The 13,252-nt window shown below is 72.6% G+C and carries 14 protein-coding genes; 5 read left to right on the forward strand and 9 right to left on the reverse strand.

Annotated features, from left to right (window positions below):
* Window positions 1-33: 33 nt before the first annotated feature.
* From ACFWE1_RS05795 to ACFWE1_RS05825, 7 genes are all read right to left on the reverse strand, one after another.
* A complete protein-coding gene (locus ACFWE1_RS05795) occupies window positions 34-1,041 on the reverse strand; it encodes a BadF/BadG/BcrA/BcrD ATPase family protein (protein ID WP_376932526.1) in 1,008 nt (335 codons plus the stop codon).
* Window positions 1,038-1,931 (reverse strand): carbohydrate ABC transporter permease, encoded by an 894-nt coding sequence (locus ACFWE1_RS05800; RefSeq protein WP_376932527.1) that lies wholly within the window; start codon window positions 1,929-1,931, stop codon window positions 1,038-1,040. The genes ACFWE1_RS05795 and ACFWE1_RS05800 overlap by 4 nt, the downstream gene beginning before the upstream one ends.
* Complete coding sequence (locus ACFWE1_RS05805; protein WP_376932528.1) at window positions 1,928-2,878, reverse strand: carbohydrate ABC transporter permease; 951 nt, start codon at window positions 2,876-2,878, stop codon at window positions 1,928-1,930. The genes ACFWE1_RS05800 and ACFWE1_RS05805 overlap by 4 nt, the downstream gene beginning before the upstream one ends.
* A 59-nt stretch (window positions 2,879-2,937) precedes the next feature.
* Window positions 2,938-4,248 (reverse strand): extracellular solute-binding protein, encoded by a 1,311-nt coding sequence (locus ACFWE1_RS05810; RefSeq protein WP_376932529.1) that lies wholly within the window; start codon window positions 4,246-4,248, stop codon window positions 2,938-2,940.
* A gap of 49 nt (window positions 4,249-4,297) precedes the next feature.
* Window positions 4,298-4,990: a PIG-L deacetylase family protein gene (locus ACFWE1_RS05815; protein ID WP_376932530.1), complete on the reverse strand. Its 693-nt coding sequence runs from the start codon at window positions 4,988-4,990 to the stop codon at window positions 4,298-4,300.
* Window positions 4,991-5,023: 33 nt separating this feature from the next.
* The gene (locus ACFWE1_RS05820) at window positions 5,024-5,995 is read right to left on the reverse strand and encodes a GNAT family N-acetyltransferase (RefSeq protein WP_376932531.1); all 972 of its coding nucleotides are present in this window, start codon (window positions 5,993-5,995) and stop codon (window positions 5,024-5,026) included.
* A gap of 156 nt (window positions 5,996-6,151) precedes the next feature.
* Window positions 6,152-7,012, reverse strand: a complete 861-nt coding sequence (locus ACFWE1_RS05825) for a MurR/RpiR family transcriptional regulator (protein WP_376932532.1) — start codon at window positions 7,010-7,012, stop codon at window positions 6,152-6,154.
* Window positions 7,013-7,243: 231 nt separating this feature from the next.
* Between ACFWE1_RS05825 and murQ the strand changes: the two genes are divergently transcribed.
* Window positions 7,244-8,149 (forward strand): N-acetylmuramic acid 6-phosphate etherase, encoded by a 906-nt coding sequence (gene murQ, locus ACFWE1_RS05830; RefSeq protein WP_376933073.1) that lies wholly within the window; start codon window positions 7,244-7,246, stop codon window positions 8,147-8,149.
* A 102-nt stretch (window positions 8,150-8,251) separates the two neighbouring features.
* Here the strand turns inward: murQ and ACFWE1_RS05835 are convergent, their stop codons facing one another.
* Window positions 8,252-8,686: an Hsp20/alpha crystallin family protein gene (locus ACFWE1_RS05835; RefSeq protein WP_376932533.1), complete on the reverse strand. Its 435-nt coding sequence runs from the start codon at window positions 8,684-8,686 to the stop codon at window positions 8,252-8,254.
* Window positions 8,687-8,808: 122 nt separating this feature from the next.
* Window positions 8,809-9,321 carry a methylated-DNA--[protein]-cysteine S-methyltransferase gene (locus tag ACFWE1_RS05840; RefSeq protein WP_376932534.1) on the reverse strand — a complete coding sequence of 171 codons (513 nt, stop codon included), beginning with the start codon at window positions 9,319-9,321 and terminating at the stop codon, window positions 8,809-8,811.
* 84 nt (window positions 9,322-9,405) lie between these two features.
* On the opposite strand from ACFWE1_RS05840, the gene ACFWE1_RS05845 reads away from it, so the two are divergent.
* From ACFWE1_RS05845 to ACFWE1_RS05860, 4 genes are all read left to right on the forward strand, one after another.
* Entirely contained in the window at window positions 9,406-10,518 is a 1,113-nt protein-coding gene (locus ACFWE1_RS05845) for a hypothetical protein (protein ID WP_376932535.1), read from the forward strand.
* An 88-nt stretch (window positions 10,519-10,606) separates the two neighbouring features.
* Window positions 10,607-10,894 carry a DUF1905 domain-containing protein gene (locus tag ACFWE1_RS05850; RefSeq protein ID WP_243570554.1) on the forward strand — a complete coding sequence of 96 codons (288 nt, stop codon included), beginning with the start codon at window positions 10,607-10,609 and terminating at the stop codon, window positions 10,892-10,894.
* Window positions 10,895-10,926: 32 nt separating this feature from the next.
* Complete coding sequence (locus tag ACFWE1_RS05855; protein ID WP_376932536.1) at window positions 10,927-11,730, forward strand: alpha/beta hydrolase family protein; 804 nt, start codon at window positions 10,927-10,929, stop codon at window positions 11,728-11,730.
* A gap of 58 nt (window positions 11,731-11,788) precedes the next feature.
* Window positions 11,789-13,216: a PQQ-binding-like beta-propeller repeat protein gene (locus ACFWE1_RS05860; RefSeq protein WP_376932537.1), complete on the forward strand. Its 1,428-nt coding sequence runs from the start codon at window positions 11,789-11,791 to the stop codon at window positions 13,214-13,216.
* The last annotated feature ends 36 nt before the right edge of the window (window positions 13,217-13,252 follow it).

Raw genomic sequence — 13,252 nt, forward strand, 5'->3', positions numbered from 1 at the left:
GGGTGGGGCGGATGGCGCGGGCCGCCCGGCGCCTCAGCCGAGCCAGAGCGACGGCGCGCGGGCGACGAGCTCGCCCCGCGCCGCCCGCTCGGCGAGCCGCAGCGCGCCGTCGAGCGGGTCGCCGGCCGGCGCGCGCAGCTCGGCATCCGGTCGCAGCTCGGCGAGCGTCGCCCGGAACCGCTCGACCAGCGCCCCGCCGGCGCCGAACAGGCCGCCCGTCGCGGCGACCCGCGGGGCGAGTCCGGGCACGAGCGCGGCGGCCGCGCTGCGGGCGGCTTCTGCCCCCGCAGCCGACACGATCGCGAGCGCGGCCCCGTCGCCGTCGGCGGCGAGCGCGACGACGTCGGGCACGAAGCCCGCGAGCACCCCGGCCCGGTCGTCGCGGGTGTAGAGCTGCGCCGGCCAGCTCGCGGGCTCGCCGAAGCGGGCCCGTGCGGCCGCGAGCAGCGCGGCGCCCGAGGCATCCACCCCGTCGTGCGCGAGGAGCGCAGCCTCGAGGGCGCGCCGTCCGATCCAGGCGCCGCCGCCACGGTCGCCGAGCAGGTGGCCCCAGCCGTCGACGCGGTGCCAGATCTCGCGGCCGTCGGAGCCGAAGGCGATCGCGCCGGTGCCGAGCGCGACGATCGCGCCGGACTCGCCGCCGAGTGCGCCGAGGTGGGCGGTCACGGCGTCGATCGCGACGGCCACGGCGGGCGCCGGGCCGCCGACGCGCCCGCCCGATTCGCCCGACGCGGCGCCCGAATCGGCGAGCGACGCACGGAGCGACGCGGCGAGCGCGGCGGGATCCGCGACGAGGCTCGCGAGGCCCGTCGCGCCGACCCCGCAGCCGGCGACGGCGGCGAACTCGGCCGGCCGCGCCGCACGGAGGCCGGCGAGCAGGCCGTGCGCGAGCTCGCCGGCGGTGCTGCCGTCGGCGGTGACCGCGACGCGGGGCCCGGCGAGTTCGAATCGCGGTCCGCCGCCGAGCGGGGCGATCGCCGCGCGGCTGCCGGTGCCGCCGATGTCGATGCCGACGACGAAGCCGGCGGCCGCCGGGGTCATCCCTTGATGCCGCTCGCCGCGATGCCCTGCACGAACACCCGCTGGGTCACGATGAACACGATGAGGGTCGGCAGCGAGGCGATGAGGGCGCCCGCGAGCACGACGTTCTGGTACTCGAAGCTCATCGTGTACGACATCAGCCGGTTCAGCGTCAGCACGACCGGGTACAGCGCGTCGGAGCGCAGGATCGACAGCGGCCAGAGGAAGTTGTTCCAGCTGTACACGAACATGAACACCGCGAGCGTCACGATCGCGGGCTTCAGCAGCGGCACGACGAACTGCCAGACGATGCGGAACTCACCGGCGCCGTCGAGCCGCGCGGCCTCGATGAGCTCGTCGGGGATGTCCATGATGAACTGCCGCATCAGGAAGATGCCGAAGGCGTTCGCGAGCCACGGCAGCATGACACCCAGGTAGGTGTCGCTCAGCCCCATGCTCGACACGAGGTAGTAGAGCGGCACGAGCGTCACGATCGGCGGCAGGAACATCGTCGCCACGACCGACCAGAACAGCAGGTCGCGCCCGCGGAAGTGGTGCTTCGCGAAGACGTAGCCGGCGAAGATGCTCGTCACCAGCACCGAGATCGTGCAGCCGCCCGCGATGATGATGCTGTTCATCATCGACTGCAGGAACGGCACCTCGGTGAGCGCGGTGACGGTCGGGTCGATCGTCGGCGAGGCGGGGAACCACGTCGGCGGGATCTGCGCGAACTCCGCCGGCGTCTTGAACGCCGAGATCACGAGCCAGTACAGCGGGAACAGCGGGATGAGCACGACGACGGCGAGCAGCGCGTAGAGCAGCGCCGTGGTCCAGGGGTTCCGCCGCCGGCGGCGGCCTTGCACCGGGCGCGCCCGCTCGACGGGGATCGGCTTCTCGGTGACGGCGGTCATCGCTTGCGTCCCTTCATGACCATGCCGAGCACGGCGCCGGCGACCACGATCATCATGAACAGCGAGACGGCGAGCGCCGAGGATTCGCCGGCCATGCCGTACTGGAAGGCGGTGCGCTGGATCTCGAACGACACCACGTTGGTGGAGTTCGCCGGTCCGCCCTGCGTGAGCAGGTAGATGGGATCGAACACCTGGATCGAGTTGATGAACGTCATCAGCGCGACGAACACGAGCGAGGGCCGCAGCAACGGGATCGTGATCGACCAGGTCTGCCGCACGATGCCGGCGCCGTCGATCTTCGCCGCCTCGTAGAGCTCCTCGGAGATCTGGGTGAGCCCCGCGATGAGCAGGATGACGTAGTAGCCGAGCATCTGCCAGACGTTGAAGATCACGAGGGAGACGAGCGCCCAGCTCGGGTCGCTCAGCCAGCCCGGCGCGGGGATGCCGATCGCGCCGAGCATCGCGCTCAGCGGGCCGTAGCCGGGGGCGTAGATGTTGCCCCAGATGATGACGATCGCGATCGTCGGGATGACGTACGTCGCGAACAGGATGACGCGGACGACGCCCTTGCCCTTGATCTTCGGGAAGTACAGCAGCAACGCGACGAGCAACGCGAGCGGCACGGTGATGAGCGCCGAGAGCCCGACGTAGGCGACGGTGTTCCAGATCGCCTGCACGCGCGCGGAGTCCGCGAACAGCCGGCCGTAGTTGTCGAGGCCGACCCAGCTCATCTCGGTGATGGGGGTGAACATCGACCAGCGGTGGAAGCTGATCCACACCGTCATGAGCATCGGGATCAGCGTGAACACGCCGATGATGAGCAGGGCCGGGCTGAGGAACAGCGCCGACCAGCGGCCCTGCCCGCGTCGTCTGCGGGCGGGTCGGCTCGCGCGGGGCGCGGCCGCTGGGGCACCCGCCGTCGCGGGCGGGGTCTGCAGGGTGGTCACACGGGCCTCTCGGGGGAACGGTGGGGGCCGCCGGGCGGCGACCCCCACCTCGAATACTGCTACTGCGCGGCCGCGAGCGCCGCGTCGACGTCCTTCGCCGCGTTCGCCATGGCCGTCTTCGCGTCGATCTGGCCGTTGATCAGCGCCTCGAGCTGACGCTGCAGGGCGTCGGTCGCCGCGGGGCCGCCGAGCACGGTCGGGAACGGCGTCGCCTGGGCGAGCTGCTCGACGTACGACGTGAGGAAGGGCGTCTCGAGCTGCGCCTGGTGCGCCTCGAGGTCGGAGGTGCGGCTCGGCAGGATGCCCATCGAGACGAGGATGTCCGCCATCGCCGAGGAGCCGGCCTCGCCCGAGTCGGGCCCGTTCAGGTAGCTGAGGAACTTCCAGGCGGCCTCCTGCTTGGCGTCGCTCGCCTTGCCATTCACCATCGTCATCCACGAGTACGAGATCGAGGACGACTCGGTGCCGCTCGGGCCGACGGGGATCGGCGCCGTCGCGACGTTCGCGAAGCCGTCGCCCATGCCGTCCTTCAGCGCGCTCTCCCACCAGTTCGCCATGATGATCATGCCGGTCTGGTTGTTGACGAAGGCGTCGAGGTACGGGCCGGTGGTGTTCGCGTTCGCCGGCGACTTCGCCGGGTCGGTCGAGCCGGCGTCGACGAGCTGCTGGTACAGCTCCGCCGTCTCGAGGGCCTCCGGGCTGTCGAGCGCGGACTTGGTGCCGTCCTCGTTCAGGAAGGAGCCGCCGTTCGAGGCGAGCAGCGACAGGAAGGGATGCACCACGCCGGAGTTCCAGTTCGTGATGAAGCCGATGCCCTGCTGCTGGCCGGTGGTGAGCGCGGCGGCGTCCTTCACGAGGGCGTCCCAGTCGGCGGGCGGCTCGGCGATGCCCGCCGCGTCGAACAGCTTCGTGTTGTAGTTCAGCTGGTAGAGGTCGATCTCGTTCGGGATGCCGTAGACGGCGCCCTGCTGCGAGGCCGCCGTGACGACGCCGGCGGGCCAGTTCGCCTCGACGTCGGCGGCGACGTCGTCGGGCGCCTGCGCCGCGAGGCCGTCGCGGACGAGCTCCGGCAGCCAGGCGTCGTAGATGCCGACGATGGCCGGGCCGTCGGCCGAGGCGCCCTGGGTGCGCAGGGTGGAGAGCAGGTTGCCGAACGGCACCGCCTGCACCTTGATGGTGATGTCGGGGTGGTCGGCGGTGAACGCGTCACCGGCGGCTTCGAGCATTTTCACCTGGTCGGGACCCCAATGGGTGAGGAAGGTGAGCTCCTGTGCTCCCCCTTCCGCATCGCCCGTCGAGGCGGAGCATCCGGCGAGGCCGAGCGCGAGCGACAGGCCGAGGCCCACCGTCGCAAGGACTGACTTCTTCATGGTCTCCTTCATTTCTGTCGGGGGTGGTGCTGGAGGCGATGGCGCGGGCTCAGGGGCCGGCGAGTGCGAACTTCTCGGTGCCGGCGGACTTGAACGCCGCGGCGCGCGGGACGCCGGCGAGGCATCCCTTCACCTGCATGAGTGCCGAGTAGTAGTCGATGAAGCGGAAGCCGTACGTCTCGCCGCGCGCGAAGGCGTGCTCGTCGATGCCGGTGCGCCAGCGCTGGTACGCCTCCTCGGGGATCTCGAAGTAGGTGTCGGCCTCGAACCCCTCCATGTCCTCCCAGTTCTCGGCGTGCAGGATCGTCGGCACCGAGTGGCGCTCGGCCTCGATCTCCTCGATCGGGATCGACGCGAGGAAGGCGCCGCGGAGCGCGGCCTGGGCCGCACGCTCGTGGTCGCGGTGCATGGAGTGCAGCCAGTGGGTGATCAGGATGTCGGGCTTCGCCTCGCGGATGATCGCGGCGATCTGCTCGGCGACCTCCTCGGAGTCCGGCAGGAAGCCGTCGGAGTAGTCGAGCGCGACGAACTCGGCCCCGATCGAGTCGGCGAAGTGGCGGCCCTCGCGGAGCTTCTGCTCGCGGTACACGCTCGGCGCGAGCACGGGGTGGCCGCGCTCGCCGTAGGTGCAGTCGACGATGATCGCCCGGCCGCCCTCGAGCACGACCTTGGCGAGAGTCGGGCCCGCGGTGAGTTCCATGTCGCCGATGTGGCCGCCGACGGCGATGACGGTGCTGCTCACGTCAGTCCTTTCGTTGCGATGTGGCCGGCCCGCTCAGGCGAGCTCGGCGGCGAGGATGTCGAAGGTGCGGGTCGCGGCGAAGCCGGTCTTCGCGTAGAGCGCCGAGGCGGTGGAACCCTCGTCGGCCCAGAGGAACCAGGCGCTGTGCGCACCGAGGGCGGTCATCCGCTCGAGCGTGAGGTGCAGCAGCACCTTGCCGAGCCCGGTGCCGCGGCTCTCCGGCAGCACCCCGAAGGGGCCGAAGCGCTCGATGACGGATTCGTAGGTGCCGTGCATGGCCCAGCCGAGCACCTCGCCCGCGGGGTTCTTCGCGATGATGATGCGCTCGAGCGGCATGCCGGCGACGATGCCCTCGCGGATGGCGCGCGCCCAGTCGGAGTTGAAGGCGTCGCCGGCGATGCGGATGAGCGGCACGAGGTCGTCGTTCTGCGGGGAGTCCAGGGTCCAGCCCTCGGCGCGCAGCGCGTCGACGCGTTCGCGGACGTCCTCGGGCATCGCGTAGCCGATGAGGGAGCGGTCCATCGCGCTCGGGTGCTCGATGCGGGTGAAGCCGAGCGAGGCGAGCAGGGCGGATGCCTCGGGGTAGCGTTCGGCGTCGAGGCCGGGCAGCACGTAGTTCGGGGTGTAGGCGGAGAAGACGACCCGGCGGGCGCCCTCGTCGCGCAGCCAGCCGAGGGCGCGGCCGACGAGCTCGCGGCCGAGGCCCTGTCCCCGTTCGCCGGGCACGACGAAGAAGAAGGGCAGCCAGCCGGTGTCGGGCTCGAGGTCGTCGCCGTGATGCGCGACCCGACGGCGGACGGCGTAGGCGGCGCCGACGACCCGCCCGGCGCGCTCGGCCACGAAGAGCCCGCGCTCGTCGAAGTTGCGGTCGAGCAGCACGAGGTCGCGGAAGCGCCCCTCGGTCATGCCGTCGCGGGGCGCTGCGGCGGTCCAGGCCGCAGGGATCGCGCGGCCGTCGCCGAAGCGGAACGGCCGGATCTCGATCGCCTGGTCGAGGGTGCTCAACGTCGTCGTCCTTCCTCGCCGGCGAACGTCGCCGGCTCGATCAGTATGGCAAGAATTTTCATTCCTGTCGATCTGATTGGAGATGGTTTACACGATCGCAATGAACGAGGCCGGGCGACGACCGTCGCAACCGGCCATCCGCCCGTCGGTCGCGGCTCAGCGACCGCGCAGCGCCCGGGTGACCTCGCGGGTGCGGCGGAGCGCCTCGACCGTCTCGTCGTAGCGGCGCTGCGCGACCCCGACGAAGAGGCAGTCGATCACGGCGAGCTGGGCGATGCGGCTCACCATCGCGCCGGCCCGGAAGGCCGTCTCCCGCACCGCGGTGAAGAGGGCGTGATCGGCGGTGCGGGCGATCGTCGAGTCCTTCACCGCGGTCAGCGCGACCGTCGTCGCCCCGCTCTCCGCGGCGACCTCGAGGAAGCGCACGCACTCGACCGTCTCGCCGAGGTGCGAGAAGCCGATCGCGACGGTGCCCGGGATCTGCAGCGACGCCGCCGCGACGGCCTCGTGCGGGTCGGAGAGCACGACCGCGTTGCGGCCGAGGCGGAGCAGCTTGTGCCCGAGGTCCTCGCCGACGAACTGGCTCGCACCGACGCCGTACAGCAGGATGCGGGACGCCCCGTCGAGCGCGTCGACCACGCGCTCCGCCACCGCGAAGTCGAGATCGCCGAGGGTCTCCTCGATCGCGAGCATCTCGAGCGAGGCGAGCTTCGCCGCCATCTGCGGCAGGGTGTCGTCGCGGCCGAGGTCGGCCCCGAAGTCGGCCTGCCCGACGAACTGCGCCGACTGCCGGCCGAGCTCCGTGGCGAGGGCCATCCGCAGCGGGGCGTAGCCGGCGAAGCCGATCGCGTGGCAGAAACGCACCACCGAGGCGACCGAGGTGTCGCAGGCCGCGGCGAGCTCGTTGATCGTGTTGTCGATCACGATCGAGGGGTTGTCGCGCACGACCGCGGCGATGCGGGCGAGCGACGGGGAGAGCGAGGCCGCGGCGGCGTCGATCGTCGACTGGATGCTCACTTGGTCCCCCGTCTCGGCCGGTCGGTCGCTCCAAGTATGCCCGCCGCGACCCCGGCTCGGCGCCCGGAGCGCTGCGCGTCTCGAAAATCAGTTACATTAATTGCGCATCCACCGTAGACTCTTTACATGGCCGAGCGGATCGGCCCGACCCTCCAGGAGCCTGTCATGCCCCAGTCACCGGCGGCCGATCGCAGCGAGCCCGTTCTGGGCGCCGACGAGCTCGAGGCGCTGATGGACGAGCTCGCCACGCTCACGACCGAGCAGGCGGAGCAGCGCGGCGACCTCGACCTGCTCAGCACCGAGGAGCTCGTGCTCGCGATGAACGCGGAGGACCGCCGGGTGCCGGAGGCCGTCGCGGCGCGGGCACCGGAGATCACCAGGGCGATCGACGGCATCGTCGAGCGGATGCGCCGCGGCGGGCGCCTCGTCTACCTGGGCGCGGGCACCGCGGGACGCATCGGCGTGCTCGACGCGAGCGAGTGCCCGCCGACGTTCGGCACCGACCCCGCGCTCATCGTCGGCCTCATCGCGGGCGGCGACACCGCCATCCGCGAGGCCGTCGAGAACGCCGAGGACGACGAGGACGGCGCGCCCGCGCAGCTCGCCGAGCTCGCCGTCGGCCCCGCCGACGTCGTCGTCGGCATCTCCGCCTCCGGCCGCACGCCCTACGCCGTCGGCGGGCTCCGGTACGCGCGCGAGCGCGGGGCCCTCACGATCGCGATCGCCTCGAACGCCCCCTCGGCGATCGGCGCCATCGCCGACATCGCGATTGACGTCGTCGTGGGCCCGGAGTTCGTGGCGGGATCGACGCGGCTGAAGTCGGGCACCGCGCAGAAGCTCGTCGCGAACATGCTGACGACGATCTCGATGATCAAGCTCGGCAAGACCTATCAGGGCATCATGGTCGATCTGCAGGCCACGAACCGCAAGCTGCACGCGCGCTCGGTGCGCACCATCATGGCGCTCGCGGAGGTCGACGCCGACACGGCGAGCGAGGCGCTCGCCGCCGTGGGTGGCTCGGTCAAGCAGGCGATCCTGGTGCTGCGCACCGGCCTGCCCGCGGCCGCCGCCCCGGCCGCCCTCGACGCGGCCGACGGGGTGCTCCGCGCGGCGATCGCCGCGAACTCGGCCGCCTGAGCGCAGACGGAGCGGGGCGGCGCGCCCTGCGCACCGCCCCGCTCGTCGTCTTGCCGTTCGCGGCGCCTGTCGCCGTTCGCGGCGCCTGTCGCCGTTCGCGGCTCAGCTCGCCGCGACCTCCTTGGGCGCGTCCGCGCCGGCACCTTGGCGGACCTCGACCTTGCGCGGCTTCGCGCGCTCGGACACCGGCAGCAGCACGCTCAGCACGCCATTGTCGTAGTGCGCGCTGATCGATGCCGTGTCGATGCCCTCGCCCACGCTGAGCTGGCGGAGGAACGAGCCGCTCGGCCGCTCGTGCGCGAGCCACTTCACGCCCTCGTCGCCGCGGAGCGTGCGCTCGGCGCGGATGGTCAGCAGCTGTCCGTCGATGTCGATGTCGATCGAGCCCGGGTCGACGCCCGGAAGGTCGGCGGAGAGCACGTAGTGATCGCCGTCGCGATGCAGGTCGATGGGCATCATGCGCGGCCCCTGCCGCGAGTCGAGCATGGTCGCCGCGAGCCGGTCGAGGTCGCGGAACGGGTCCCAGGTCAGTGCCATGGGCGTCTCCTCTCACTCGTGCGGGCCGCGGGTCTGCGGCCCGAGGTTTCAGAGTTGAGTCGCATCGACTCAACACTCCCAGATTAGCACTCGACCCGGGAGAGTGCCAACGCCCGGACCGCTCAGAACAGCCGCCGCTGCGCCACCACCTCGGCGCCCTCGAGCTCGAGCAGCGTGCGCTTGCGCTCGAGCCCGCCCGCATAGCCCGTGAGCGAGCCGTCGGCGCCGACGACCCGGTGGCACGGCACCAGGATGCTGATCGGGTTGTGCCCGACCGCGCGCCCCACCATGCGGGCGAGGTTCCGGTCGCCGAGCCGGAGCGCGAGCTCGCCGTACGTCGTGGTCGCCCCGAACGGGATCTCGCGAAGCATCGCCCACACCCGGTGCTCGAACGCGTCACCGGCCGGCTCCATCGGCACGTCGAAGTCGCGACGCCGCCCGGCGAGGTAGTCGTCGAGCTGCCGCGCGAGCTCCGTCAGCAGCGGGTCGGCCAAGGCATCCACCCCCGCGCCCAGCGAGCCCGCGGCCGGCGGGTGCCAGTGCGCCGGGAAGTAGAGCCCGGCGATCCCGCCCGCGTCCGCGACGACGAGCAGCTCGCCGAGCGCGGTCGGCAGGGTGGCGTGGCGGCGGGTCATGCCCCCATTCTCGCCGCGCCGCGCCGAGCGGGAGCCCTGTCGGGCAGCGGATTTCGGACCTCTGCGCAGAGCTAGGCTGAACGGATGCCTCAGCTCCCCCGCGTCGCCGGCGCGCACCTCGTCGGATCCGTCAACCAGCCCACCGCCGAGGCCGTCTTCCGCCTCGCAGCGGGCGAGCTCGGAGCGGCGCTACCCCGCATCCCCGACGGCGAGGTGGGCGAACGCTTCCACTGGATCCTCTTCCAGGGCGCCGCGTTCGACCGGGTCGCCGGCCTCGTGCGCGCGCCCATCGACCCCATCGTCGTCGCCGGCTTCGACCTTCGCCCGCTGCTCCTCGACGGCACGGTGCCGGCCGCAGAGCTGTCGTTCGGCCCGCTCGGGTATGCAGCCGCCGCGATCGAGAGCCACGCCGAGTTCGTGCGGCTGCGGGAGGCGGGCGTCATCCCCGCGGGCACCCGCTTCCAGGTCTGCCTGCCCTCGCCGCTCGCCCCGGTGACGAGCTTCGTCGCCCCCGCCGACCGGGCCGCCGTGTATCCGGCGTACGCCGCGGCGCTCGTTGCGGAACTGCACGCGATCACGGCGGCGATCCCGGCGGAAGACCTGGCCGTGCAGCTCGACCTCGCGACCGAGTTCGCCTACCTCGAGGGCATCAGCCTCGGGGGCGGCCCCCTCGAGGCCTTCTTCGCAGCCGCGGACGGCACCGACGGCGGCGGCGACGAGGCCGACGCGCTCGTCGCCGAGGTCGCACGCCTCGCCGCCGAGCTCGCCGACGCGGTGCCGGAGGGCGCGGAGCTCGGCTTCCACCTCTGCTACGGCGACGTCGGCGAGAAGCACTTCGTCGAGCCGCAGGATGCCGGCCGCCTCGTCGCCGTCGCCAACGCGCTCGGCACGGCCGTCGCCCGGCGCATCGACTGGGTGCACCTGCCGGTGCCGATCGAGCGGACGGATGCCGCCTACGCGGCACCGCTCGCCGGCTGGGCGCTGCCCGCCGGGACGACGCCGTTCCTCGGGCTCGTGCACCACGAGGACGGAATCGACGGCGCGCTCGCCCGCATCGCCCCCGCGCGCGAGGCGCTCGCCGCCGCGGGCGTCGCCGAGTTCGGCATCGGCACCGAGTGCGGCTTCGGCCGCGGGCCCGCCGAGCGCACCGCCGGGCTGCTCGCCCTGCACCGGCAGATCCTCGCCGCCGCGCAGTAGCGCGCGTCAGGTGTCGGCGCGGGGCGCGAGCCGGGCGAGTGCGGCGCAGGGGCGGGCGCACGTCGGCGGCGGGCGCTACGCTCGGCGCATGCGCATCCGATTCGAGGCCGAGATCTACGAGTGGGCGGCCCGGCGCAACTGGTTCTTCGTCGATGTGCCGCCCGAGCCGAGCGCCGACATCTCCGAGCAGCCGCGCATGCCCCGCGGCTTCGGGGCCGTCAAGGTCACGGTCTCCCTCGGCGGCAGCACCTGGAGCACCTCGATCTTCCCGAGCGGCGGGGTCTACGTGCTACCGCTGAAGCGGGCGGTGCTCCGCGCCGAGCAGGTGGGCGAGGGCGACACCGTGCTCGTCTCGCTCGACGTGCACGACGGGTGAGGGGTGTCGGCGGCCGCGGGTAGCGTCGCCCCATGAGCGAGATCTCGGGTACGACGAGCGGCGGTGTCCCCTACACGGCGCGCGCGGCGAGGCATCCCGGCGCCCCCGTCGTCGTCGCCTGGCACCTGCTCGACCCGCCGAACACGCCGGCGGCCATGGCCGCCGCGCTCCCGCTCGCCGGTCTCGACGCGCACCTCGTCTGCCTCGGGCTGCCGCTGAGCGGGCCGCGCGCCGTGCACGACGACTTCGAGGCGCTCCTCGCCAGCGGCGTCGACCTGGTCACCGAGTTCTTCGGCCCCATGCACGAGCAGGCGAACGACGAGTTCCCCGCCGCGTTCGCCGAGCTCCACGAACGGCTCGGCGCCGACCCCGAGGCGCCCCTCGTCGTCCTCGGCGGCTCCGCTGGGGCGTCCGTCGCCGCCGAGGTCGCCGTCACCCGCGGCGCGGCACTCGGGCTCCGCGCCACCGTGCTCGTGAACCCGATGCTGCGGCTGCGACCGATGGTCGACGCGATGGCCGAGTTCCTGCCCGAGCCCTACCGCTGGACGGATGCCTCGAGCGCCGTCGCCGCCCGCATGGACTTCGTGGCCCGCGCCGACGAGCTCCGCGAGCTCGGCTCGCCGCTGCTCATCGTCGAGGGCGATGCCGACGAGGCGCCGTTCCTCGACGCGGTGCGCGCGTTCGAGCGGCTCGAGCAGGCCGAGGTGCGCTACGTGCCCGGCGTCGAGCACGCCCTCGCCGAATGGCCGGGCACCGACCCCGCGCCGCAGACCGACGCCGCCCGCGCCTACGACCGGATCGTGGTCGACTGGCTGCGCCCGATGCTCGCCCGCTGATCCCCCGAACGGGCTACAGTAGACCCGTCAGCACTGGGGATGCCAGACCGGGGGCACAATGTCGGAGCTTCGCACCACTGCACTCGCGACGTGCGCACTCGCGCTCGCCGCACTCACCGCGTGCACTGCGCCGCCGGCGGCGAGCCCGGCTCCGAGCGCGCCTCCGACCGCGACGGGCACGCCGCCGCTCCCGGCCGGTGAGCTCGAGGTGGTGCACCAGGCGCCGCAGATCGCCGACGTCGACCGCAGCACGAGCCCGATCATGCAGCCCGGCATCTCCGTTTCCGAGAATTGGATCGCCGTCGTCTCCCCACCCGACGGCACGCTCACCGTCTTCGAGCGGGCCACGCTCGAAGAGGCCTGGTCCGCGCCAGGCGGGCCCGCCGACTGGGGTCCGTGCGACGCGCCGTACTTCCTCTCCGAGCAGCGACTCGTGCTGCTCACCGGCATCGAGGGCGGCGGGCCCTGCTCGCGCTTCGTCGTCTACGACCTCGAGAGCGGCGAGGCGGTCGACGGCTTCGAGTTCGTCTCAGCGGAATACCAGGGCACCAAGAGCTACGAGCAGGTCACCGGCACCGCGGCCGTCGACGGCCGGCTGTGGTTCGTCACCTCGTTCCACGGTTTGGGCTTCCTCGATCCCGAGACCGGCGAGCCGGTGCCGGTGCTCGACGGCGAGGAACTGGGCGCCTTCACCGACGACGACGGCGGGCGCGCGCACGTGAGCTCGCTCGCCGTCGACCCCGAATCCGGGCTGCTCGTCACGACCCTGCTGCACGGCGAGCTGCTCGGCGACGCGCCCGCCTCCGACGTGTACGGCATCCGGGTCGACGGCGCCGAGGCCGAGGTGGTCTGGAAGTTCGGCGACACCATCGACGGCAACGCCGCGCTCGGCGTCGGCGAGCTCGACGCATCCGATCCGTTCCTCTTCGTCGACGACCGCGAACCGGGCGTACTCGCCATCGCCGAGCTCGCCGACGGCAGCGCGGTGCTCGGCCGCCTCGATCCCGAGACCGGGCGCATGCCGGCACCGATCTCGCCGGCCACGCCGGTCGAGTTCGCGGCCGGGCTCACCGACGGCCACGGCGGCTACGAGGTCGTCGGCGATCTGCTCGTCACCGGCGCGAGGGGATCCGACGGCGGCTCGGTCGACCTCGTCGGCTACGACCTCGCCACGGGCGAGGAGCGCTGGCGCACGACGCCGCCCGCACCGTTCAGCGCGACCGTGCAGGACGTCAGCGTGGGCACCGACGGGCAGCTCTACGCGCTGAGCATCGGCCTCGTGAACGGCGACGCCGCCCTGAACCGCATCGACCCGGAGACCGGCGAGAGCACCGAGAGCTGGCAGATCCCCTCGGGGCTCTTCGGCGAGACCGGCGTCACGGCGCGGGTCGTCGACGATGCGGTCGTGCTCGCCTTCGAGAGCGCTCAGACGATCGCCTTCCCGACGTCACCGCTCGTCATCCTCGCCGCGCCGCAGCGCGACTGAAGCTCGCGGCGCGACGCCTCGGCGCCCCGAGGCGAC

This window comes from Agromyces sp. NPDC060279, from assembly GCF_042726785.1.
Lineage (GTDB): Bacteria > Actinomycetota > Actinomycetes > Actinomycetales > Microbacteriaceae > Agromyces.

Bases quoted from the DNA above. Each gene is read 5' to 3' on its own strand.
- ACFWE1_RS05795 (WP_376932526.1), bottom strand. From the start codon at position 1,041: ATGACCCCGGCGGCCGCCGGCTTCGTCGTCGGCATCGACATCGGCGGC.
- ACFWE1_RS05800 (WP_376932527.1), bottom strand. From the start codon at position 1,931: ATGACCGCCGTCACCGAGAAGCCGATCCCCGTCGAGCGGGCGCGCCCG.
- ACFWE1_RS05810 (WP_376932529.1), bottom strand. From the start codon at position 4,248: ATGAAGAAGTCAGTCCTTGCGACGGTGGGCCTCGGCCTGTCGCTCGCG.
- murQ (WP_376933073.1), top strand. From the start codon at position 7,244: ATGGACGAGCTCGCCACGCTCACGACCGAGCAGGCGGAGCAGCGCGGC.
- ACFWE1_RS05835 (WP_376932533.1), bottom strand. From the start codon at position 8,686: ATGGCACTGACCTGGGACCCGTTCCGCGACCTCGACCGGCTCGCGGCG.
- ACFWE1_RS05840 (WP_376932534.1), bottom strand. From the start codon at position 9,321: ATGACCCGCCGCCACGCCACCCTGCCGACCGCGCTCGGCGAGCTGCTC.
- ACFWE1_RS05845 (WP_376932535.1), top strand. From the start codon at position 9,406: ATGCCTCAGCTCCCCCGCGTCGCCGGCGCGCACCTCGTCGGATCCGTC.
- ACFWE1_RS05850 (WP_243570554.1), top strand. From the start codon at position 10,607: ATGCGCATCCGATTCGAGGCCGAGATCTACGAGTGGGCGGCCCGGCGC.
- ACFWE1_RS05855 (WP_376932536.1), top strand. From the start codon at position 10,927: ATGAGCGAGATCTCGGGTACGACGAGCGGCGGTGTCCCCTACACGGCG.
- ACFWE1_RS05860 (WP_376932537.1), top strand. From the start codon at position 11,789: ATGTCGGAGCTTCGCACCACTGCACTCGCGACGTGCGCACTCGCGCTC.